The sequence below is a fragment of the Stenotrophomonas riyadhensis genome (genome assembly GCF_040256885.1).
Classification (GTDB): Bacteria; Pseudomonadota; Gammaproteobacteria; order Xanthomonadales; family Xanthomonadaceae; genus Stenotrophomonas; species Stenotrophomonas riyadhensis.
The window spans coordinates 2399257-2420600 of the sequence record NZ_CP155568.1 but is presented as its reverse complement, the minus strand read 5'-3'; the positions used below and the strand labels follow the sequence as shown (position 1 = coordinate 2420600).

14 protein-coding genes are annotated in these 21344 nt (G+C 66.6%); 8 read left to right on the top strand and 6 right to left on the bottom strand.

Annotated elements, in window-relative coordinates; genetic code table 11:
• Positions 1-117: 117 nt before the first annotated feature.
• The 6 genes from SriyCCGPB3_RS11395 to SriyCCGPB3_RS11370 all read left to right on the top strand — a co-directional run bounded on the left by SriyCCGPB3_RS11395 (position 118) and on the right by SriyCCGPB3_RS11370 (position 9698).
• A complete protein-coding gene (locus SriyCCGPB3_RS11395) occupies positions 118-3474 on the top strand; it encodes a S8 family serine peptidase (RefSeq protein ID WP_350259230.1) in 3357 nt (1118 codons plus the stop codon).
• A gap of 108 nt (positions 3475-3582) precedes the next feature.
• On the top strand, positions 3583-4764 hold the full coding sequence (locus SriyCCGPB3_RS11390) for a YadA-like family protein (RefSeq protein ID WP_239496464.1): 1182 nt from the start codon (positions 3583-3585) through the stop codon (positions 4762-4764).
• A 155-nt stretch (positions 4765-4919) separates the two neighbouring features.
• Complete coding sequence (locus SriyCCGPB3_RS11385) at positions 4920-6494, top strand: S15 peptidase family protein (RefSeq protein WP_164160358.1); 1575 nt, start codon at positions 4920-4922, stop codon at positions 6492-6494.
• 87 nt (positions 6495-6581) lie between these two features.
• Positions 6582-8033, top strand: a complete 1452-nt coding sequence (locus tag SriyCCGPB3_RS11380; protein WP_164160360.1) for a hypothetical protein — start codon at positions 6582-6584, stop codon at positions 8031-8033.
• A gap of 48 nt (positions 8034-8081) precedes the next feature.
• Positions 8082-8987, top strand: a complete 906-nt coding sequence (locus tag SriyCCGPB3_RS11375) for a hypothetical protein (RefSeq protein ID WP_350259229.1) — start codon at positions 8082-8084, stop codon at positions 8985-8987.
• 219 nt (positions 8988-9206) lie between these two features.
• Positions 9207-9698 carry a hypothetical protein gene (locus SriyCCGPB3_RS11370; RefSeq protein WP_164160365.1) on the top strand — a complete coding sequence of 164 codons (492 nt, stop codon included), beginning with the start codon at positions 9207-9209 and terminating at the stop codon, positions 9696-9698.
• 129 nt (positions 9699-9827) lie between these two features.
• On the opposite strand, the gene SriyCCGPB3_RS11365 is transcribed toward SriyCCGPB3_RS11370, so the two are convergent.
• Entirely contained in the window at positions 9828-11474 is a 1647-nt protein-coding gene (locus tag SriyCCGPB3_RS11365) for a fatty acid--CoA ligase (RefSeq protein ID WP_350259228.1), read from the bottom strand.
• Positions 11475-11603: 129 nt separating this feature from the next.
• On the opposite strand from SriyCCGPB3_RS11365, the gene SriyCCGPB3_RS11360 reads away from it, so the two are divergent.
• Positions 11604-12278 carry a response regulator transcription factor gene (locus SriyCCGPB3_RS11360; protein WP_153855390.1) on the top strand — a complete coding sequence of 225 codons (675 nt, stop codon included), beginning with the start codon at positions 11604-11606 and terminating at the stop codon, positions 12276-12278.
• Between the two features lie 4 nt (positions 12279-12282).
• Here the strand turns inward: SriyCCGPB3_RS11360 and SriyCCGPB3_RS11355 are convergent, their stop codons facing one another.
• Genes SriyCCGPB3_RS11355 through SriyCCGPB3_RS11340 form a run of 4 tightly spaced genes read right to left on the bottom strand, consistent with a single transcriptional unit; the run spans position 12283 to position 19210 of the window.
• Positions 12283-15618 (bottom strand): hybrid sensor histidine kinase/response regulator, encoded by a 3336-nt coding sequence (locus tag SriyCCGPB3_RS11355; protein ID WP_350259227.1) that lies wholly within the window; start codon positions 15616-15618, stop codon positions 12283-12285.
• 36 nt (positions 15619-15654) lie between these two features.
• A complete protein-coding gene (locus SriyCCGPB3_RS11350; protein WP_350260375.1) occupies positions 15655-16134 on the bottom strand; it encodes a MaoC family dehydratase in 480 nt (159 codons plus the stop codon).
• A gap of 2 nt (positions 16135-16136) precedes the next feature.
• On the bottom strand, positions 16137-17015 hold the full coding sequence (locus SriyCCGPB3_RS11345) for an alpha/beta fold hydrolase (protein WP_110712410.1): 879 nt from the start codon (positions 17013-17015) through the stop codon (positions 16137-16139).
• A 32-nt stretch (positions 17016-17047) separates the two neighbouring features.
• Positions 17048-19210, bottom strand: a complete 2163-nt coding sequence (locus SriyCCGPB3_RS11340) for a TonB-dependent receptor (RefSeq protein ID WP_110712409.1) — start codon at positions 19208-19210, stop codon at positions 17048-17050.
• Positions 19211-19431: 221 nt separating this feature from the next.
• On the opposite strand from SriyCCGPB3_RS11340, the gene SriyCCGPB3_RS11335 reads away from it, so the two are divergent.
• Positions 19432-20436 (top strand): extracellular catalytic domain type 1 short-chain-length polyhydroxyalkanoate depolymerase, encoded by a 1005-nt coding sequence (locus SriyCCGPB3_RS11335; RefSeq protein ID WP_350259226.1) that lies wholly within the window; start codon positions 19432-19434, stop codon positions 20434-20436.
• 49 nt (positions 20437-20485) lie between these two features.
• On the opposite strand, the gene SriyCCGPB3_RS11330 is transcribed toward SriyCCGPB3_RS11335, so the two are convergent.
• Positions 20486-21334 (bottom strand): AraC family transcriptional regulator, encoded by an 849-nt coding sequence (locus tag SriyCCGPB3_RS11330; protein WP_350259225.1) that lies wholly within the window; start codon positions 21332-21334, stop codon positions 20486-20488.
• Positions 21335-21344: the final 10 nt, after the last annotated feature.

The following is a 21344-nucleotide window of genomic DNA, read 5'->3' as shown; positions in this document are numbered from 1 at the left end:
AGCGGGGTGCAAGGCGTCGGGGACTACGCGCCGCACCCGCAATTGAAGCACCAGACATCACAGCGCCGGCGCTGACGCCGGCGTGCATCTCGGGCTTTCAATGAAAAGGGGTATTCGATGCGCAATGCATGGATCAAACGAAGCAAATGGGTTGCACTGACCCTGGTGGCGGGGGCCGCATTGGCTGCCGCAGCCGTGGGCATACGCAGTACCGGCGCCCAGTCGAAGACGGGCAATCCCTCCGTGGATGCACGCGCCGGCAATCCGGCCGGGCCTGCAGCGACCGGTCCGGGAAGCGGCTTCGCCGAACTTTCCAACCGTTACATCGTGGTCTATCGCGAGGAGCCGCTGGCCACCTACAAGGGGGATATCCAGGGCCTCGCGGCACCGGAACGCATGCGTCCGTCCGCCAGCGCCGCGCGCGCGGCCGCGGCCACGGGCAATGCGCCAACACCACGCATTGCGGTGCGGGGGGCACGTTCACAGGACTATGTGCGCTTCCTCGCGGATCGCCAGGTACAGCACGAGGCCCGCATCAATGCCGCACTGGGCCGCAGCGTGAAGGTCGAGCGGCGCATGCAGCATGCGATCAACGCATCGGTGCTGCAGATGAATCCGCAGGAAGCGGAGCGCGTACGCGCACTTCCCGATGTGGAGCTGGTCGAGGAATACCGGGAGTACGAACAGGATACCGATGTCGGACCGGGGCTGATCGGCGCACCCGCGCTGTGGAACGGCACCCCCACGCCGTTCCGTGGCGAAGGTGTGGTGATCGGTGTCATCGATTCGGGCATCAACTTCGGCAGCCCGGCCTTCACCGCCCGTGCGGAGGATGGCTACGAGCACATCAATCCGTTGGGTGCGGGCAACTATCTTGGCACCTGCGCACCGGGTGGCATCGACGAAGGCCGCTGCAACAACAAGCTGATCGGCGGCTACGATTTTGTCTGCGGTGCGCCGGGCAACCAGTGTGGCGTTGCGGATGTACGCGAAGAGCCCGGCTTTGGTGACACCAACGGCCACGGCAGCCATACCGCTTCCACTGCAGCGGGCAACCCGCACACCGCGTCCTACCGGGGCAACCAGATCCACATTTCCGGCGTTGCGCCGCGCGCCAACATCATCGCCTACGACGCCTGCTACACCGAAGTGTCCACCGGGCGCGGCTTCTGCCCGAACACCTCGACGCTGGCAGCGGTCAACCAGGCCCTCGCCGATGGCGTTGTCGACGTCATCAACTACTCCATTGCCGGCGGTACCGCGCCGTGGGGAGAAGCTGTCTCGCTGGCCTTCCTCAATGCGTCCGATGCCGGCATCTACGTGGCGACATCCGCCGGCAACTCCGGCCCGGGCCCGAACACGATGGGTCATCTGGAGCCCTGGACCGGCAGCACCGCGGCGGCCACGCATGGCCGCGGCGACATCGTGTTGTTCGCTGCGGTCAGCGGCCCCGGCAGCGTGCCGCCGGCGCTCACCGCCATCCTGCTGACCGAAGGTTCGGGCGGCGTGCCGTTCGCAACGCCGATTCCGGCGACCACGCCGTTGCGCGTCAGTGCAGGCATCGACAGCGCCAACGACGGGTGCGCGCCGTTCGCGGCCAACACCTTCCAGGGCGCCATTGCGGTGATCCGTCGTGGCTCGTGCAACTTCAGCGACAAGGTCAACAACGCCGCCGCTGCGGGTGCGATCGCCGTGCTGATCGGCAACAACCAGCCGGCCCCCATCCTGCCCAACGTGGCGGGGGCCACCATTCCCGCCTTCGCCATCGATCAGTCGGACGCCAATGCACTGCGGACCTTCGCCGCCAGCGCTGGCAACAACGCAACCGCTGGCATCGCCTATCCGGCCAGCAAGATCAGCAACACGCCCGACGTGCTGGGTGACTTCAGTTCGCGTGGCCCGGCCGGGATCTTCGATCTGGTCAAGCCGGACGTCACGGCCCCGGGCGTGCGCGTGTTGGCGGTAATCGCAGGCAACGAGGTGACCGGCTCGGAGAACGCCGTTGGCCTGATGGACGGCACCTCGATGGCATCGCCGCATCACGCGGGCGCCGCCGCACTGTTGCGCCAGGCGCGTCCGGACTGGACGGTGCAGGAGACACGCTCGGCATTGATGATGACCGCGCGCCAGGAAGTGCTGAAAGAAGACGGCGTCACTCCGGCCGATCCATTCGCGATGGGCGCGGGCCGCATCCAGGTGGACCAGGCGCTGCGTGCAGGCCTGGTGCTGAACGAGACCAAGACCAACTTCCTGGGCGCCAATCCGGCCAATGGCGGTGAAGTGTCGTCGCTCAACATCGCAAGCCTGGGCAAGCGCAGTTGCCCCGACAGCTGCAGCTTCACCCGCGTGTTCCGCAACGTGCTGCCGACCCGGCAGACCTGGACGGCGAAGGTGCAGGGCCTGACTGCGGTTGTCTCGCCATCGGTGTTCACTCTGGCGCCGGGCGAGAGCAAGTCGGTGCGGATCATCGTCACCACCGGTTCGGTACCGAACGATGGCAGTTGGCGCTTTGCCAGGCTGACCCTGGCGCCGCAGGGGGGGGATACCAGCCAGCCACTGCTGCGCCTGCCGATCGCTGTGTCGGTGCCGCCGCCGCAGATTGCCGCCACGCCGCCGTCGAACACGCTGACCCTGCCGACCGGTGGCAGCGGAGCGGTGAACCTGCAGATCGCCAATACCGGTGGCTCACCGCTGGAGTGGCAGATCGACAATTCCGGAGTAGGTACCCGCACGCTGGTCGCACAGGCGGCAAACAACGCCAACGGGCGTCGCTCGACACGCTTCACCGATGCCGTGTCTGTGGGTGCACGTGCACAGCTCGCTGCAGATGACTTCACCCTGGGCGAGGCCACCGGCATCACCCGTATCGTCGCTGACGGCTTCGTCAACGGTGGCACGCTGGCGACATCGACCAACATCAACTGGTCGATCTTCCGTGATGTCGGCGGCAATCCGGAGGGCAATCCGGAATCGAGCCCGCAGGTGGCACTGTGGACCTATACCTCCACCGTCAGCGGCCCCGGCGTAAGAACGTCAGCCACGCTGGCCACCATCAACCTGGACATGGCCGCGGCGGGCCAGAACGTCAACCTGCCCGCAGGCCGCTACTGGCTGGTGGTCTCGGTGCGTGCGCCTCTGGCCACCAGCTGGTTCTGGTTCAACGCCACCAGCGGCGACAGCGTGTACCGCGGCGCGATCATCAACCCGGATGGCAGTGGTGCCTGGTCCGCCACCACCGGCGCCCCAGGGTTGGCCTATGGGTTGGGCGGAAGCAACGCCTGCGGTGCCGGCTGGATCGGCACACCGACCCGCGCCCTGGGCCGCATCTCCGCAGGCGGCAGCCAGAGCACGCAGGTGCAGATCAATGCCGGGGGCCTCGCGCCGGGCAGCTATTCGGGCTTCGTCTGTGTCGGCAGCAACGACCCGAGCACGCCGAAGACTGCTGTCCGTGTCGCCTTGACCGTAACGCCGTAAGGCGCCTGCAGCATCCAGGCCGCCCTGTGCAGGGGCGGCCTGTTTCCCAACGTTCCCGGCGCCTGCCGGGAACCCTTCCTGATGGACCTCGGGGGTACCGTGAAGACGATGCACAAGCACATCCTTGCCGTGGCACTGGCCATGGCAACCGCACCGGCGTGGGCCGGTGATACCTGCCAGCTGGACGATGGCTTCGGCGGCGTGTCCAACGGCGGCGCCAGCGCCGGTGGTGCCGCCTCGCTGGCCTGTGGCAATGGCGCCGATGCCAGCGGCGATCTTTCGGCGGCCGTCGGCACCGGCGCCAGTGCCAGCGGCACCGGCAGCACGGCGATCGGTGCAGCCAGCAGCGCCTCTGGCGACCAGAGCGCCGCCGTGGGCGTGGGCGCCTCGGCATCCGGCGCCAACAGCGCGGCGATCGGCGACAGCGCCACTGCCAGTGGTGACTTCAGCAGTGCCAGTGGCTCCGGCAGCTCCGCGACGGGCTCGTTCTCCACCGCCTCCGGTGCTGGCAGCAACGCCACGGGCGAAAACAGCACCGCGCTGGGCAGCCTGTCCGAAGCCAGTGGCAACAACAGCAGCGCCGTGGGCAATGGTGCCATCGCCTCTGCGAACGACAGCGTCGCACTGGGCAATGGCTCCGTCGCCGACCGGGCCAATTCGGTATCGGTGGGCAGCGCCGGCAACGAACGCCAGTTGACCAACGTGGCCGCCGCCACGCAGGGCACCGATGCGGTGAACCTCAATCAGATGAACACCGCCAATGCCAACACGCTGTCCTCGGCCAACAGCTATGCCGATGCGCGGGCCACGGCGACCATCAACTCCGTCAACGCCTACACCGACGCGAGCAGCGCCGCGGCAGTGACGACCTCGAAGGCCTACACCGATGCCAGCAGCGCAACCACGCTCTCCTCGGCCAACTCCTATACCGATACCAAGTCCGCGCAGGCGGTGACGACGGCCAATGCCTACACCGACCAGCGCCTGGCGCAGTTCGCGCTGGACAACAACGGGTTGAAACAGGAAATGGAGCGCCGCCTGCGCCACCAGGACCAGCGCATCGATCGCATGGGGGCGATGAGTTCGGCGATGTTGAACATGGCCATCAACGCTGCCGGCTCACAGAGCCCGCGTGGTCGTATTGCCGTGGGTGCCGGCTTCCAGGGGGGCGAGCAGGCGCTGTCGATCGGCTACGGCAGGCGCATCGGCGAACGCGCCTCCTTCTCACTGGGTGGCGCCTTCAGCAATGGCGAGAAGTCTGCAGGCATGGGTTTCGGCGTGGACCTGTGACGCGATGATGGGGCAGGGGGCGGCCTCCGCCCCCTGTTCAGCCAACAACCGCTGCGAACGTGCAGCAAACGTCATGCTGCGTCGCAAGGTGCCACCCACCATTCGCACTGGTACGGTCCAACCCGTTGCACCACCACCGACGGGGAGAGACGACGATGCGCAAGGTATTGCTGCTGTTGATCCTGCTGACCGGCCTGGCGCCGACCGCCTGGGCCGCCACGGTCAAGACCACCCACCGCACCATTCCCAGCTGGGATGGAACGCCTCTCGGGGCCTTCGTCATCGAACCGCAGGACGCGGGCAGCGGGCGCTATCCGCTGCTGGTGATGCCCAGCAGCTGGGCGGTGCCCAGCGTGGAATACGTGGGGGTGGCGCAGTCGCTGGCGCGGCGCGGCTATGTGGTGATCAGCTACAGCTCGCGTGGCTTCTGGGAATCCGGCGGCAGCATCGACATCGCTGGGCCAGCCACGGTCGAAGATGTCAGCGCCCTGATCGATTGGGCGCTGGACAACACCCGCGCCGACCCGGCCCGGATCGGCGTTTCGGGCATCTCCTACGGTGCGGGCACCAGCCTGCTGGCGGCGGCGCGCGATCCGCGCATCAAGGCCGTGGCAGCGCTCAGTGGCTGGGCCGATCTGCAGGCGTCGCTCTACAGCAACGACACCCCCAGCGCACAGGGCATCGCCCTGCTGGTGGCGGCCGGACTGGTGACCGGACGTGCCGGCTCGGAGCTGGCCACGATCAACCGCAATGTGCTGGTCGGCAACTACCAGGGCGCCGTGGAGTCGCTGCTGCCGGTGGCGGCGCAACGCAGTCCTGCGGCCAGCATCGACGAGATCAACGCCAACCAGCCGGCGGTGTTCCTGGCCAACGCCTTCAACGACAGCCTGTTCCCGCCGGGCCAGCTGGTTGACTTCTTCAACCGGCTGAAGGGGCCGAAGCAGCTGCAGCTGCGCCATGGCGACCACGCGCTCAACGAAGCGTTCGGTGCACTGGGCATCCCCAATGAAGTCTATGACCAGGTGGGCGACTGGTTCGATCACTATCTGAAGGCTGTGGCCAACGGCATCGACCGCCAGCCGGCGGTGCAGCTGAAGTCACAGAATGGCAGCTGGAGCCGCTATCCGGATTGGCAGGCGACCAGCAAGAGCGCCATCAGCTACGGACTGACCGCACCCTCTGGCCTGCTGCTGCCGACCGGTGACCTGGTCGAGAATGGCAGCAATACTGGCTGGAACTACCGCATCGGCAGCGGGCTGCTGACCGCAGCCAATTCCGGCGTGGCGATGGCCTCCGGCGCGCTGCAGATGATCAATCTGCCGCCGGGTGCCTACGTGCCGTTTGTTGGCCGCAGCGCTGCCGGCGTCTGGCAGGGGCCGATCCAGTGGAGTGCCAAACGGCTGGACGGTACGCCGGAAGTGCGCCTGACGGTCACGCCCAGCCGCGCCAATACCACGCTGTATGCCTACCTGTACGCCGAGGATGTGCTGGGCAACGGCCAGTTGATCAGCCACAAGCCGTACACGCTGCGCGGTGCCACGCCGGGCCAGCCGAAGACGCTCGACCTGCGGCTGGAAGCGAGCAGCTGGAACCTACCGGCCGGCAGCCGCCTGACCCTGGTGGTTGATACCGTGGACCTGCGCTATGCAGGCATCAGCCAGCTGGGTGGGGCGGTGACCTTCAGTTCGCCGGCCAGCGCGCCGTCGGTATTGAAGGTGCCGCTGCATTGATGTGGTGCCGTGCCCGTTGCGGCGGGCACGGTACGTCAGCGCGGAAAGCTGCGAGACTGCAGGTCGATCCGGTAGAGGAATGAATCCATGGCCATTGCATGGCTGCTGCTGGGTGCAGTGCTGGCTGCACCTGCCACGCAGGACGCGCCGATCGACTGGCCGAGTACGCTGCAGAAGGATCTGGAGGCTGCCGATGCGGCGATGCGCGGCAGCCATCCAGGGGCCGTTGATCGGCAGAACCCCGGATTCGGCGCCCAGCTGGACGCGGCCCTGGCACTGGCACGCTCCCGCGCTGGAAAGGCGGAGAGTTTCGCGGGTTACTGGTGGGCCATGAAGGGCTATGCGGCCTCCTTCAACGATGGCCACGTCAGTCTCAACACGCTTGCCGCTGCCCCCGGGCTGCCGACGCGCTGGCCCGGCTTCCTGACCGGCTTCGATGGCGACACGCAGGTGGTCATGACCGTGGACGGCGGCCCCGCTCACCCGCCACTGGGGGCGCGATTGCTGTCGTGTGATGGCATCGATGCACAGACGCTGGCTGCGCGCCGGATCGGAGACTTCAACGGGCGCTGGAACCTGCAGGCCAGCCGCCTCCATGGCGGTGGCGAGGTGTTGCTGGAGCAGGGCAATCCTTACGTGCCAGTACTGCAAACATGCGTTTTCCAGGTGGATGGTCGCGAGAAATCCTATGCACTGCGCTGGCAACCGCTGGAGGCTGCACAGCGCAAGGAGCGGCTCGCTGACACCCGGCGCAGCGTCCGTCCGGCCAACGGCTGGCACGCGATGCCCGATGGCGGTTACTGGATCACCACCAGCAGCTTCAATGCCGACCCGACCGAGCAGAACTTCAGGGAACTGACCGCGCTGTTTGAGCAGCTTGCTCCGAAAGCCGAAACGCTGCAGCAGGCACCATGGGTTGTGCTGGACGTGCGAGGCAACAGTGGCGGTGCGTCGCAATGGAGCATCGAACTGGCGCGATTGATCTGGGGCCGTGCCGCGGTGGACGCGCTGCCCGACCACAGTTGGGTGGAGTGGCGGACTTCGCAGGCCAACATCGCCCAGCTTCGCGGCTTCCAGCAGAAGCTGGAACAGGCGCCCGACGCATCACCGGCGCTGCGTCGCATGCTGGAATCCGTGACGGCGGGAATGGCCCAGGCAAGGGGGCGGGGCGAGGCATTGTGGCGCGAGCCACACGCGGCCAACGCAGGTGCAGCACCCACCGCAGGCCCGGTCGCACCTGTGCGCAAGGGCAGGGTCGTGGTCGTGGCGGATGCTGCCTGTGGCTCGGCCTGCCTGGATGCGCTGGACCTGTGGAAACGGCTCGGCGCGGTGCAGGTCGGCGTCGAGACTTCGGCCGACAGTCTTTACATGGACGTGCGGCCGGAACGGCTGCCGAGCGGACTGGCCAGGATCTCGGTGCCGATGAAGGTCTTCAGGGGGCGAGTGCGGGGTTCGAATGAACCGCATGTGCCGGATCATCGCTACGAGGGCGACATGCGCGATACGCAGGCCCTGGAAGCGTGGCTGTTGACCTTGTGAGTGCGCGCAGGGCGCCGTACAGGGATGAATTCCGTAGGAGAGGATCGCATGACTAGCCCGTCCCCCAATCCCGCCAGGCCGCCATTGCAGCTCGGAGCCTTCCGTCGCTGGATGCTGACAGTCGCTGCATTGCTCGGCGTGGCGCTGCTGATGTACCTGATCGGCGCACTTGTACCGCTGGCCAGGCCGAGTGGCATGTACGCCGGGATGGGGGTGATGATGCTGCTGCCGATCCTGTTGCTGTGCGCGGCATTGGCAGCAGTGCTGGGTGCCACGCTGGTTGCGGCGGTTGCATGGTGGGTGGGTGTAAGACGGATCGGCCTTGGGCTGGTGCTGTTGCTTGCCGCAGGTGTCAGCGCGGTCAGCTTCTTCGCGGGCTGCGATTCGGCGTGGTTCGATCCCTCGGCGATGTCGCGCCAGGAGCTGGCCGCCATGAACGCGAAGCTGGAAGCGATGAGCGCACACCGGGCGCGCCTGCAACCGGCCATCGCGCAGGGCGATCTCCCCGCTCTGCAGGCGGCACTGGACGCCAACGACCCGACGCTGGCACCGGCCCAGCTGCTCTGCCTGGTGCGGACCGACGTGATCGAGGGGCATGGCCACGAGGGCCTGCCGCCGGTATCCGAAGAGCGATACCGGTTCCTGCAGGGCGTCGCAGAGGCCGCCTGGAACAAGGCGACCCGTGAGGACGGGCGGCGTGCGATCGGCCTGCTGGCCATTGATTCGGCGCTGCGCCATGGCACTGCCCGGGATGTGGAGCGGTGGCTTGAGCGGGGTGTCGACCCGAGGGACGTCGACTGGGCAAGGGATGTGTCCGCACAGACCGAACCTGCCGGCCTGTGCAGCACGTACGAACGTTGGCCGCTGAGCACCGTGGATCACAGCGAACTCGATCCAGACCGCAAGCGTGACCTGCTTTTCAGATTCGGCGTCAAGGCGCTTCCCGCGTGGTAGCGCCGGACCGGCAGCCATTGATGCGGGCAGTGCGGATGCAGGTGGTGCAGTCCATGCAATCAGCACCCTGGCCATCGGCGCGCTGGATCATGCGCGGAGCCTGATGGATATGAGCAATGGGCATGACTGCGCCGATGCCAGGCCTGCCCGCAATGCCTACACTGCCCCCGGGCCATCGACGGCCCATTGGGAAAGCTGCATACACACAAGGAGCAGGGTATGAAGTTCTCGCTGTTGGGCGTGGCGTTGCCATTGGTGATCGCGTTGGGCGGAGTCTCCGCCGCAAGTGTCAGTGCGGGACCGATTGCGGGCACGACGTCCGCCACTGTGGTTGCGAAGGCCAGGTATGCTTCGGATTCGCTGGAAGCCGGCTACATTGTCGATTGGATCAAGCGGAACTCACCCGCCTATGCGCCCGCATTGCAGACGGGCGAACTGACCATCTCGCACACCTATCAGCCTGCAGGCAACCTCAAGCCCGCGGGCGCGGCGGGGCCGCCGGTCCCATTGCCTGCACGCGGAGTGGAGGGCGAGGTCATCTCGATCTCCAATACCTTGCCGAGCGGTGCCTCCGAGTCGTGGACATACCGGTGGTCGAGCGGGGCGTGGAAGCTGATCAAGTACAGCTTTGACGCATGCCAGGGCCCCGCCGGCATCAGTGCGAAGGGGGCCAACACAGAGATTGCTGCGAAGGGGCCCTGCATCGACTGAGCGTGACCTGTCCTGGTCAGGGCACGATCCGAGTCTGCTGCAGAACAGTGGCGCCCCAGGAGATCATCGACCCGGGGCGCCACTCCGCGCCTTGCCGGACGAACAGTGACGTCGGCGAACAGGCGAGCGTCACGCGCGGCCCAAGCCAGCCGCCGGATCATGCAGCCCACGCAGCTTTTTCTTGTTGATCTTGCCCACGCTGGTCCGTTCGATCGAATCCACGAAACTGACCTGCTCCGGAATCGCATAGCGTGAGATATCCCCGGCGCGGCTGCGGGCTGCGATCAGCTCGATGATCTCCGCCTCGCTTACTTCAGTGCCGGGCATCCTGACCACCAGCGGCAGCGGCCGCTCGCCCCATTTCGTGTCGGTGATGCCGATCACTGCGACTTCGCTGACCGCCGGGTGCAGGGCGATGATGTCCTCCAGAGCGAGCGAGGAAATCCACTCGCCTCCGGTCTTGATCACATCCTTGATGCGGTCGGTCACCCTCAGGTAACCGCCTTCGTCGATGTTGCCGATATCCCCGGTATGCAGGTAGCCGCCCGCCCACAACGCCCTGGACGCGTCCGGGTCGTGCAGGTAGCCCTGGGTGAGCCAGGGCGCGCGCACCACCACCTCACCGGTGGCGATGCCATCGTGGGGAACGTCGTTCATGTCCGGATCGACGATGCGCAGCTCCACCAGCGGCACCGGAATGCCGGCCTTGGTACGCAGCGAAAGCACCTCATCCGCATCCGTCACGGCGTCCGCATCGATCTGGGCAAGCGTGAGCAGCGGACAGGTCTCGGACATGCCATAGCCACCGAAGATGTCGATGCCGCGAGCCAGAGCCCGCTGCGCCAGTGCACGCGGCAGGGCCGCACCGCCGATGATCACCTTCCAGTTGCCGAGATCGGTGTCGGCCGCAAGCGGGTGTTCCAGCAGCATGTGCAGGATGGTTGGCACGCAGTGCGAGAACGTCACCTTCTCGCGGGCGATCAGCGCCAGCAGCTGGGCGGGCACGTAGCGCCCGGGGTAGACCTGCTTGATGCCCAGCAGCGTAGCGACGTAGGGCAGGCCCCAGGCGTGCACATGGAACATGGGGGTGATCGGCATGTAGACATCACCGCGATGCAGGCGTCCCTGGTTGGCCGCACTGCCCAGCGCCGCCATGCCCGTCAGTGAGTGCAGGACCAGTTGCCGATGGCTGAAGTAAACCCCCTTGGGCAGGCCGGTGGTGCCGGTGGTGTAGAACACCGTGGCCCGGGTGTTCTCGTCGAAGTCCGGGAAATCGGTGACCGCAGAGGCTGCGCGCAGGCCGGCCTCGTACTCGGTCACGAAACCCTCTGGCAGTGGACCGCCGGCATCATCCAACAGAACGCGTACGCGCAGGTCCGGCAGCTGTTCGTCGATGGCCTGCAGTATCGGCAGGAATTCGCGATTGGCGAGGACGACCCGTGCGCCGCTGTGGTTGAGCGTGTAGGCAATCTGTTCGGGTGCCAGGCGGATGTTCACCATCATCAGCACCGCACCGATCATTGGAACGGCGAAGTAGGCCTCCAGATAGCGGTGGCTGTCCCAGTCCATCACCGCCACGGTGTCACCCTGCTTGACCCCGAGCGAGGTCAACAGCCCTGCCAGCCGGCCGATGCGCGCCTGCAGCGTCCGGTAGTCGAAGCGGACCGAGTCGCCGTAGACAATTTCCTGGTCCGGGCTTACTGCCAGCGGTGTGTGCAGCAGCTGCTTGATCAGCAGCGGGCAGGCGGAGGCGTCGGGAGCAAGGGAGAATGACATGGTGAGTCCTCGTGGGCGACGCATCGGATGACGCCCTTCATGCCACCACACTATCGGCACGCCCGCGTGACGCCAGCGTACCTAGGTACGCCTTCCCAAAGGCGGACGATTTGCTACTCTCGCCTGGACATGCCAACCCTGCTCATTGCCGACGATCACCCCTTGTTCCGCGCCGCACTGCATCGCGCGGCCGAAGAGGCGGTTGCCGATCTGCAGATCAGCGAGGCCGACGCGCTGGACAGCGTGCTTGAGGTGCTTGAACGCCAACAGATCGACCTGATGCTGCTTGACCTGCATATGCCGGGCAATCATGGCCTGGCTGGGCTGGCCACCATCCGCGCACTGCAGCCAGGGCTGGCGATCATCATCGTCTCGGCCAATGAAGAGCCGCAGGTGATCCGCCGCGCCATCGACCTGGGTGCTGCTGGCTATCTGCCCAAGAGTTCGGGCCTGAACGAGCTGCAGGCCGCACTGCAGTCCGTGCTGGACGGCGAGCGCTGGATCCCGGCGTTGCTGCGCGAGCCCGTGGCACGCGTGGTGCCCTTCAGCAAGGATGCTGATCTGGCTGCGCGGCTGGCCAGCCTGTCCGCGCATCAGTACCGGGTGCTGAGCCTGGTGGCCGAGGGGCTGCTCAACAAGCAGATTGCCGATCGGCTCGGGGTGCAGCTGCGAACGGTAAAGGCGCACATGACCCGCATCATGGAACGGCTCGGGGTCCGCAATCGTGCGCAGGCGATCCGGGTGCTGCATGAAATGGGCCTGGCCGACCCCTCCCGCCAGATCGAAGAATCGCGCAGCCCCTGACTCGTCAGGCCATGTTTGTGGAACGGGCCGTCAGCAGATGGTTGATCGCCCAGCGCAGCGCCAGTGGCTTGAAGGGTTTGTTCAACAGCGAGAGACCGGCGCCACGTACGGCATCGCGGGTCTCGCCGCCGGTATCCGCACTGAGGATCACCGTAGGCCGTGGCCCGTGCGCCGCAACCAGCCGCGTGAACAGTGACACACCCGTGTCGCCGTCATCGAGGTGGTAGTCGAACAGCCACAGCGCCGCATCGCGCGCCGACGAACCGATGCCATCCGCATCACGCACCGCGATGACGTCGCAGCCCCACGACAGCAGCAACTGCTGCATTGCCGCCAGCGCATCCGCATCGTTGTCGACCACCAGCACGCGGATACCCTTGAGCGTGCTGCTGCCGCTGGCAGGCGGTTCGATCCGCGGTGCCGCTGGTGCTGCGATCCGCGCCACGGCGATGGAGAACACCGAGCCGCGGTCCACCGTGCTGTGCAGCCGCAAAGGGGCATGCAGCAGGTCGGCGATGCGGTGTGCGATGGTCAGGCCAAGCCCCAGGCCCTGGCCGTTGCTGCGATCGACGCGGTGGAATTCCTCGAACACCGCCGCCTGCTGCTCGGCGCTGATGCCGGGGCCGGTATCGTGCACGCCGATGGACAGGGCGTGCCCCTGGCGGCGCACGCCCAGCAGGACGCCGCCATGGCGGGTGTAGCGAAGGGCGTTGGCGAGGAAGTTCTGCAGCACCCGGCGCAGCAGCAACGGATCGCTGTGGACCCAGGCACGGGTCCGCAGGTAGCGGAACTGCAGCCCGCGCGCCGCCGCCAGCACCGCGAACTCCTGCGCGAGCGGATCGAGCACGGTCGAAAGCGCGAACGGACGCGGGTCGGCGACCAGCCCGCCCGCCTCAAGCCGGGAGATATCCAGCAACCCGGACAACAGGTCGTCGGTGGAGTCCAGCGCACCACGGATCTGGCGCAGGAAGCTGTCGAGGAACTCCGACTCGATGTGCTGTGACATCGCATCGGTCAACAGCTGTGCCGCATGCAGTGGCTGGATCAGGTCGTGGCCGACCGCCGTCAAGAAGCGTGTCTTGGCAACGTTCGCGCGCTCGGCGGCGTGCACTGCCTGTTCCAGCCGTGCTGTGCGGTCCTGCACGCGGCGCTCCAGGGTTTCATTGCTGCGCTTGAGCGCTTCCTCGGCGCGGCGGAACGCAGTGACGTCGGTGAAGGTGGCCACGTAGCCACCGCCCGGCATCGGGTTGCCACGGATCTCGACGATGGTGTCGTCAGGAAAGATCCGCTCGGACAGGTGTGGTGTGCCACGCCGCATGTGGGCAACGCGACGCTGCAAGGCCTTGTCGCGGGAGTCACCGGGGCCATCGCCGATCTTCAGTTCGGCCAGCGCCCACGCCGTCAGGTTGACCACCGGCTGCCCGACCTGCAGCAGCTCGGGCGGGAACTTGAACAATGCCGCGTACTGGCTGTTCCACGCCACCAGCTGCAGCTGTGCGTCGACCACGCTGATGCCCTGGCTCATGTTCTCCAGCGCCGCCTCCAGCAGGCGCTGGTTGAAGCGCAGTACCTGGGTTGCTTCGCCGACTGCACGGGTCACCGCATCCAGTGGCGCAGTGCCGCCATCGCGAGCGGCCTCCACCAGCAGGCGTGCCATGCCCGCACCGACCACGGCGGTCAGCTCGCGTTCGACCGCAGTGACCCGGTCGTCATCCAGCATCTGTCCGGCGGGCCCCTCCATCAGCTGGCGCGCACGCTCCTGGCCGAGGAAGCGTCCGGCGGTCCTGCGCAACGAAGCTGCAGCCACCGCGTCGCGCCGCCGGGGCTGCGATGGGCGCACTGCCCGCGATACCAGGGCAACCGCCAACAGGTTGATCGCCAGGCTTGCGCCCATGCTGAGGGCGATGTGCCCCGGCTGCACGCGCAGCGAAACGACGGCCAGCCAGTGCAGTTCATCGGCGCCCGCGGCCGGGGGCGTGGCAGGGACCACCATCGGCAGCAGTACCAGCCACAACCAGGCCAGCGATCCCAGCACGATGCCGGCGATGATGGCCGGGGAGGGCGTGCGCGGGCGATACACCGCCAGCAGGACCGCCGGCGCCAGCTGCGAGAGGGCGGTGAAGGACATCAGGCCGAAATCGCTGAGTGCCTCGGTGTCGCTCATCGCCCGGCTGTACAGCCACGCCATCAGGAACACGGCGAGGATGCCGGCACGGCGGAAGGCCAGCACGCGTGGACGCAGGTCGGCTGCCGCGGCACCGCCGGCAATGCCGTCCAGCAACCGTGAGCCGAAGCCATGGTTGCCGAGCATGATCGACAGGGTCAGCCCGGACAGGATCATCATGCCGGTGGCCGCGCTCAGGCTGCCCAGGTAGGCCAGCAGCGCCAGCAGGTGGTGGCCACCGGCCTGCGGCAGCGCCAGCACATACAGGTCAGGTGACACCGATGCGGGCAGCTGCGCGGCACCGGCCAGCGCCATCGGCACCGACGGCAGCCCGATGAGCAGCAGGTAGACCGGGAACATCCAGCGTGCCGTCCTCAGGTCCGAGGTCTGGCGCAGCTCGACCACACCGACATGGAATTGGTGCGGCAGGGTAAACGCGGAGATCGCGCCCAGCGCGACCATGGTGAGATAGTCCGGCATGATGGCCGGCGGCGGCAGCTGTGCCATCTTTTCCAGCAGCGGCGTGCCCGCCTGGCGCACCGACAGCGCCGCATAGAGGCCAATGGCGAGCAGCGCCACCAGCTTCAATACCGACTCCAGCCCCAGCGCGACCACGATGCCACGATTGGGCTCGGTGGCCGATGCCTTGCGTGCACCGAACAGCAGGGTGAACGCGGCCATCGTCAACGCGAACCAGAACGACATGTCCAGCTGCGCGGCAGCAGGCGCGAAACGATCGCCCAGCAGGGCGCCCAGGCCCTGGCTGACAGCCTTCAACTGCAGGGCGATGTAGGGAATGATGCCGAACAGTGCCACCAGGGTGATGGTGAAGCCGAGGCCGCGATCGGCACGCAGTCGTGCGACGACCAGATCGGCGATGGTGGCACTGTTGTGCTGCTTGGCCAGCCGCCCCAGGCGGAGCAGGAACGGCAGGCCGAAGGCAAAGATCAACGCCATGCCGGCCAGGGTGGGTGGAATCGGGAAGCCCCATTGCAGGCCCTGCGAGGCCGCGCCGTAGTAGGTCCACGCGGTGCAGTGCACCGCCAGCGACAGCGCATAGATGAGCGGCCATGCCTTCGACAGCCGATGCCCCCGGCGTTCGCCCCAGAGCGCGACGCCAAACAGCAGTGCGGTCCATGCAATGCAGGCGAAGAGGACGATGGAGGGCGTCAACATCGCTCCAGTGTAGGGAGAGAACCGGGCAGGGTGGTGCTAGGGGGCGACCACGATCAGTGACAGCTGCTCAGCGACCAGTGCCAGCGCGCCATCGGCAACCCGCTCGACGGCCTTGCGCTGGGTCAGCAGCCACTGGCCGGGCTGGCGCGCGTCCAGTGACACCAGCTGCGAGCGTACCCGCACCCCGGACCCGCTTGGCACCGGTGCCAGGAAGCGGACCTTGTTCAAGCCGTAGTTGAGCACGTGGTCGATGCCGGGGAAGCCAGCGAGGGCGGCCACATCGTCCTGCACGGTGAGCGAGAGCAGCAGGAAACCATGCGCGATGGTCTGCCCGCCCGGCAGCTGCGCCTGCGCGCGGCCGGGATCGACGTGGATCCAGTTGTGGTCGCCGGTGGCGTCGGCAAAGGCATCGATGCGCGTCTGGTCCACGCGGGTCACGCCACTCACCCGCTCGCTGGCCGCCCACTGCTGCAACGCCACCAGGGCAGGAGGCAGGGCGATGCCAGTGTCCTCCATGCTCACGCCACACGCTCCAGCAAGGTCAGGATCGCCTGGCGCGCCTCCGGCTCGGACAGCATCGGCGCATGGCCGACGTCCGGCACTTCCACCAAGCGTGCGCTGTCCGAGGTGGCCGCCATCTGCCGCGCGACATCGGCCGGCAGGATGTCGGACAGCGCACCGCGCACCACCAGTACCGGCACCCGTGCGGTCAGCCCGCGTACCGCACGCCACAGCACCGGGCGCAGCAACCACAGCAGCCAAGGGCGCGTCGTTCGGATCACCGCCGGGTCGTAGTCCAGCTCCAGCAGTCCATCGCTGCGTGGGCGGAAGGTACGCACCGCCATTGCTCGCCAGTCATCGCTGCTGAAGCGCGGGAACGCGGCCTTGCCGATCGACGCCACATAGGCCGTGGCCTGCTCCAGATCCATCGGTGGCACCGGCTTGCCGGCGTACTTGCCGATCCGTGCCAGCGCCTCGCGTGGCACCTTGGGGCCAGCATCGTTGAGCACCGCCCCGGCAATCCGCTCAGGCGCACGCGAGGCGAGGGTAATGGTCACCAGCACGCCCAGCGAGGTGCCGACGAACACGGCCTTGTCGATGTTCTGCGAGCGCAGCAGTGCGACCATGTCGTCCGCATAGGTGCGCGGGTTGTAGCTGGTGGGGTCATGTGCGCGCTCCGAACCGGCGCGACCGCGCAGATCGACCGCGATCACGCGCCAGCCCTCGGCGGTGAGTGTCTCGGCCAGTGCATCGAAATCGGCACCATTGCGGGTCAGGCCGGGAATGCAGACCACGGTGCCGCGGGGCGCCTGCCCGGCGTCCGCTGCATGGTCACGCGCGTGCAGGCGCAGGCCATCGTCACTGTTCCAGTACAGATCTACGTAAGACTGCATCATGCAGGGGCTTCCTGGAAATCGAATCGGATGCTCTAGAAATCGTAACGGACGCTGAGGCTATATTGGCGCGGCGGGCCATAGAAACCAATCAGCGTACCGACCGCAGGAATGTTGTAGCCGGTGGTGCGGTATTCCTTGTCCGTCAGGTTGGTACCCTGCAGCGAGAAGGTCCACGCATCATCCAGCCGCCAGATCACACCGGCATTGACCAGTCCGTAGCCGTTCTGCCTGATCACCGGGCTCAGGTCGGTGGTCGGCCAGACTTCGCTCTGGTAGCTGTAGCTCACCCGTGCCGACAGGTTGCTGCCATTGGCCAGCTCGGTACGGTACTCCACGTTGAACGCCCCGGAGAATTCCGGCGCATTGGTGAACTTCATCTGCTTGGCCACATTGACGCCGCGGTCCATGTACTCGTCGTACTTGGTGTCCAGCCAGGCCAGGTTGCCGGAGATCAGCCAGTGCTGGCTGGGCAGGTACTGGTATTCGACTTCCAGGCCCTTGACCGTACCCGCGCCGGCATTGGTGAAGTCGCCGAAGAAGGAATCGTCGATGCCATCGCCATTGGTATCCAGGCCGGTGAACACTGACAGCTGGATGTCCTTGTACTTGTTGTAGAAGGCCGACAGATTGAGGAACAGGCGCTGGTCGAGGAAGGCCATCTTGCTGCCGACTTCGTAGCTGTCCACGGTCTCGTCGTCGAACGGCTCGGCCGAGCGCGGCACGGCCACAGCGTTGGCGCGGATGTTGTAGCCGCCTGACTTGAAGCCACGGGTGGCCAGCCCGTAGACCATGATGTCCGGGGTGATCTGGTAGTCCAGCGAGACCTTGGGCGAGACGTTCTTGAAGTTGGTCTTCTTGTCGAAGTCCGCGGTCACCGCCACTGGCCGGCTGAAGCCCGGGTCGGCGTAGAGGCGGTTGAGCACGATCGCGCGCTTGTCCTCGTCGGTGTAACGGGCGCCCACATCCAGCTTGAGTTTGCTGGTCAGGTCGAAGGTCCAGTCCGCGTACAGCGCGATGCTGTCGGTCAGCACCTTGCCCTGGTTGTCGGCGAACTGCGCACTGAAGTAGTTGTTCTGGATCTGCCCGCCGGCCTCGCCACTGAACTGGTACAGGCCGACCACGCCGCGCACGCGGCCGCCGGCATCGTAGTTCAACTGCACCTCGTTGCTGACCTGGTCGTCGTGATAGGTGCCGCCCACGTCGGCCAGCTTGACCGGCGTGGTATCGAAGTCGATGTTGGCCTCGCTGTCCGATTCACGCTTGGCGACCACGTACTTCACCGCAATATCCTCGTTCGGCCGCCAGTTCACCGTGGCCGAGGCACCCTTGCTCTCCACGTTGTTGAGATTGCGCATGCCCGAGCGGATGTCGTAGCGGCTGTCCATCGGTGGATAGGCGCGCAGGAACGGATTGGGCGCCAGCATCTTCGAGCCGCGCATGCCGGACTGGTCGTCGATCCAGTCCAGCGCGAACTGCACGTCGAAGTCGTCACCCGCATACGCGCCGACGTTCAGTCGTGCGGCATTGATCTGCTTGTCGCTGACCGGCTGGCCGTTGAAGGTGTTCTCGCCAAACCCGTCGTGGTTCATGCTGGCCACCGCCACGCGGGCGCGCAGGCCACTGTCGGCACCACCAATCGGGCCGCCGATGGCCGCTTTTGCATCCAGCTGGCTGTAGTTGCCCACGGTGATCTGGGCGAAGCCCTCGGTCTGGGTCGGCAGGCCGCGCGAGATGTACTTGATCGCACCGCCGATGGTGTTCTTGCCGTAGAGCGTGCCCTGCGGGCCGCGCAGCACTTCGATGCGCGAGACATCGAACACGTCCAGCAGCGCGCCCTGCGGACGTGCGATGTAGACGTCATCCAGATAGATGCCGACGCCCGGGTCCGCGCCCCAGGTGGGGTCGGACTGGCCGATGCCACGGATGTAGGCAGTGACCGTGCTGCTGGCGCCGCGTGCCGCGTAGATGGTCAGGTTGGGCACCTGCGCGTCCAGGTCGCTGATGTCCTGGACATTCATCCTGTCCAGCGCCTCCGAGGTAAAGGCGGTGACGGCCACCGGCACTTCCTGCAGGGTTTCCTCGCGCTTGCGTGCAGTGACCTTGATGCTGTCCAGGTTGGTCGGCGAAGCGGATCTGCCTGCCGTCGGCGCGTCCTGTGCCAGTACCGGCCCCGTGGCCAGCAGCGCGCCGATCATGAGACTCAAACAATTCCGTTTCATTCGGTCCTCCCCCAGGCATGAACGTGCGGATGGCCCATTGCCACCCCTGCAGCCAAGGCTAGCGGTGTCATCGGCCGGCAGCGAGTGGACCTAGGTCCAGTCGGCAGCGGCCGGTGGATGCGGATACTGGGCGCGCCCCCAACCGGAAGCGGTCCCCGGTACTCCTTCATCCACGACTCACGCATGAGGATCTGGTCATGAAATCCGGAATCGATTCGATCAAGGCAACAGTGCTGGTGCTGTGCACCTGGCTGGCAACGGCGGGCAGTGCGCTCGCCGCGGGCCCTGCCGGGCATTGGGATATCGGCCTGTACGGCAATCTGTTCGGCGCCCGCGAGTACCAGGTATGGGTGCCGGCCGGCTATGACGACAGCCAGCCACTGCCCCTGCTGCTGGTGCTGCACGGCTGCGTGACCGGGCCGAACCTGATGGGCGAGGCGTCGGGTTTCAACGATGTGGCCGACACCGAAGGGTTCATTGTGGTCTACCCCCGGCAGAACGTCACCTCCAATCCGGCCCGCTGCTGGAACTGGCAGCTGCCGATCAACCAGGCCCGCGACAGCGGCGAAGCCTCGATCCTGGCCGGCATCGTGGACAAGGTGAAGGCGGGCTACAGCGTGGATCCGCACCGGGTCTATGTCACTGGCATTTCCGCAGGCGGTGCGATGACCTCGATCATGCTGGCCTGCTATTCGGATGTGTTCGCTGCCGGCGCCATCCACTCCGGCGGCATGTTCAAGGGTGCGACCACGATTTCCGGCAGCGCCTATGCGTTGCTGGCCGGCAGCATCTATTCGCCGGACAGCAATGGCCGTCTGGCCTGGCAGTGCTCGGGATCGCCGTCGCCGCGACCGCTGCCGGTACTGGTGTTCCATGGCAGCGCCGATCTCACCGTCAATCCGGTGAACGGCCAGCAGGCCGTGCGCCAGTTCCTGCAGACCAATGATCTGGCCGACGACGGCCTGGACAACGACTCGGTGAAGTACGTGCCGACCAGCACCTATCACGGCCAGGTGCCGGGTGGACGTGCGTATACGGTGGATACCTACGCCTACGGTGGCAGGACGCTGGTGCAGCACTATGTGGTGCAGGGCATGGGCCATGCGTGGAGCGGCAGCCAGTCCGGCCTGCCGTTCACCGACCCGAAGGGGCCGGATGCCACACTGATCACCTGGTTGTTCCTGAAGGACTACCAGCGCTGAAGGAAAGGGCAGTCCTTGCCGGTGCGGGAGACACGCGCTCCCGCATCCGTCAACGTGGCTCCTGCGGCCGCTGATCGTCGGCGTCCGATACCGGCTGCCGAGTGCCTCGTTCCGCCAGGAAGCGCTTGGGTGGTGCCCCCACGGCCTTTCGGAACATGGTCACGAACGCCCCGGCACTGTCGTAGCCCAGGTCATCGGCGATGGCCTGTACTGTCCGGCCCTTGGCCAGCAGCGGCAGTGCCACCACCACATGCAGCTGCCTGCGCCAGCGCCTTACGCTCAAACCAGTTTCTCCAGAGAACAGGCGCGACATGTTGCGCTCACTCATTCCGATCCGGCTCGCCCAGACCTCAAGCGTTGCCCGTTCGGCTAGCGTGTCCAGCATCGCATTGGCCAGCCGGCGCAACCTCGCATCGGATGGCATGGGCAGATGGAGCCACTCCGGTGGCGCGGCGATCAGCTCATCCAGGAGCACGGCCATCAGCCGGTCCTGCGCGCTATCAGGTTCATAGTGCTGGGGAAGGGCGGATGCGCGCACCAGCAGGGCCTGCATGAACGGGGTGATTGCCATCGCAGCGCAGTGCGCCGGCAGTCCCGGGACGGCACCGGGTTCGACGAACACCACGAAGCCATGCGGCCGTCCACTGCTGCTGGCCCGATGGGACAGACCACCGGGAATCCAGATCGCGCCCTGTGGCGGAACCACCCACAGGCCCGCTGCAGTCTCCAGCATGATCAAGCCACGCGTGGCGACCAGCAGCTGTGCCTTCCGATGCGCATGGAAGGGCATTTCCCAGGCATCGGGAATGGGATCGAGCCCAAGCACCATGACCGGAAGATCGACACGGTCCGGATAGTCGGGCCCAACCTCGCTCAGCCCCGCAATCGAAATCTCCACGCTGGTACCT

Excerpts from the sequence above, each read along its gene's own strand:
- SriyCCGPB3_RS11395 (WP_350259230.1), top strand. The coding sequence starts at position 118 with ATGCGCAATGCATGGATCAAACGAAGCAAATGGGTTGCACTGACCCTG.
- SriyCCGPB3_RS11390 (WP_239496464.1), top strand. The coding sequence starts at position 3,583 with ATGCACAAGCACATCCTTGCCGTGGCACTGGCCATGGCAACCGCACCG.
- SriyCCGPB3_RS11385 (WP_164160358.1), top strand. The coding sequence starts at position 4,920 with ATGCGCAAGGTATTGCTGCTGTTGATCCTGCTGACCGGCCTGGCGCCG.
- SriyCCGPB3_RS11380 (WP_164160360.1), top strand. The coding sequence starts at position 6,582 with ATGGCCATTGCATGGCTGCTGCTGGGTGCAGTGCTGGCTGCACCTGCC.
- SriyCCGPB3_RS11375 (WP_350259229.1), top strand. The coding sequence starts at position 8,082 with ATGACTAGCCCGTCCCCCAATCCCGCCAGGCCGCCATTGCAGCTCGGA.
- SriyCCGPB3_RS11370 (WP_164160365.1), top strand. The coding sequence starts at position 9,207 with ATGAAGTTCTCGCTGTTGGGCGTGGCGTTGCCATTGGTGATCGCGTTG.
- SriyCCGPB3_RS11365 (WP_350259228.1), bottom strand. The coding sequence starts at position 11,474 with ATGTCATTCTCCCTTGCTCCCGACGCCTCCGCCTGCCCGCTGCTGATC.
- SriyCCGPB3_RS11360 (WP_153855390.1), top strand. The coding sequence starts at position 11,604 with ATGCCAACCCTGCTCATTGCCGACGATCACCCCTTGTTCCGCGCCGCA.
- SriyCCGPB3_RS11355 (WP_350259227.1), bottom strand. The coding sequence starts at position 15,618 with ATGTTGACGCCCTCCATCGTCCTCTTCGCCTGCATTGCATGGACCGCA.
- SriyCCGPB3_RS11350 (WP_350260375.1), bottom strand. The coding sequence starts at position 16,134 with ATGGAGGACACTGGCATCGCCCTGCCTCCTGCCCTGGTGGCGTTGCAG.
- SriyCCGPB3_RS11345 (WP_110712410.1), bottom strand. The coding sequence starts at position 17,015 with ATGATGCAGTCTTACGTAGATCTGTACTGGAACAGTGACGATGGCCTG.
- SriyCCGPB3_RS11340 (WP_110712409.1), bottom strand. The coding sequence starts at position 19,210 with ATGATCGGCGCGCTGCTGGCCACGGGGCCGGTACTGGCACAGGACGCG.
- SriyCCGPB3_RS11335 (WP_350259226.1), top strand. The coding sequence starts at position 19,432 with ATGAAATCCGGAATCGATTCGATCAAGGCAACAGTGCTGGTGCTGTGC.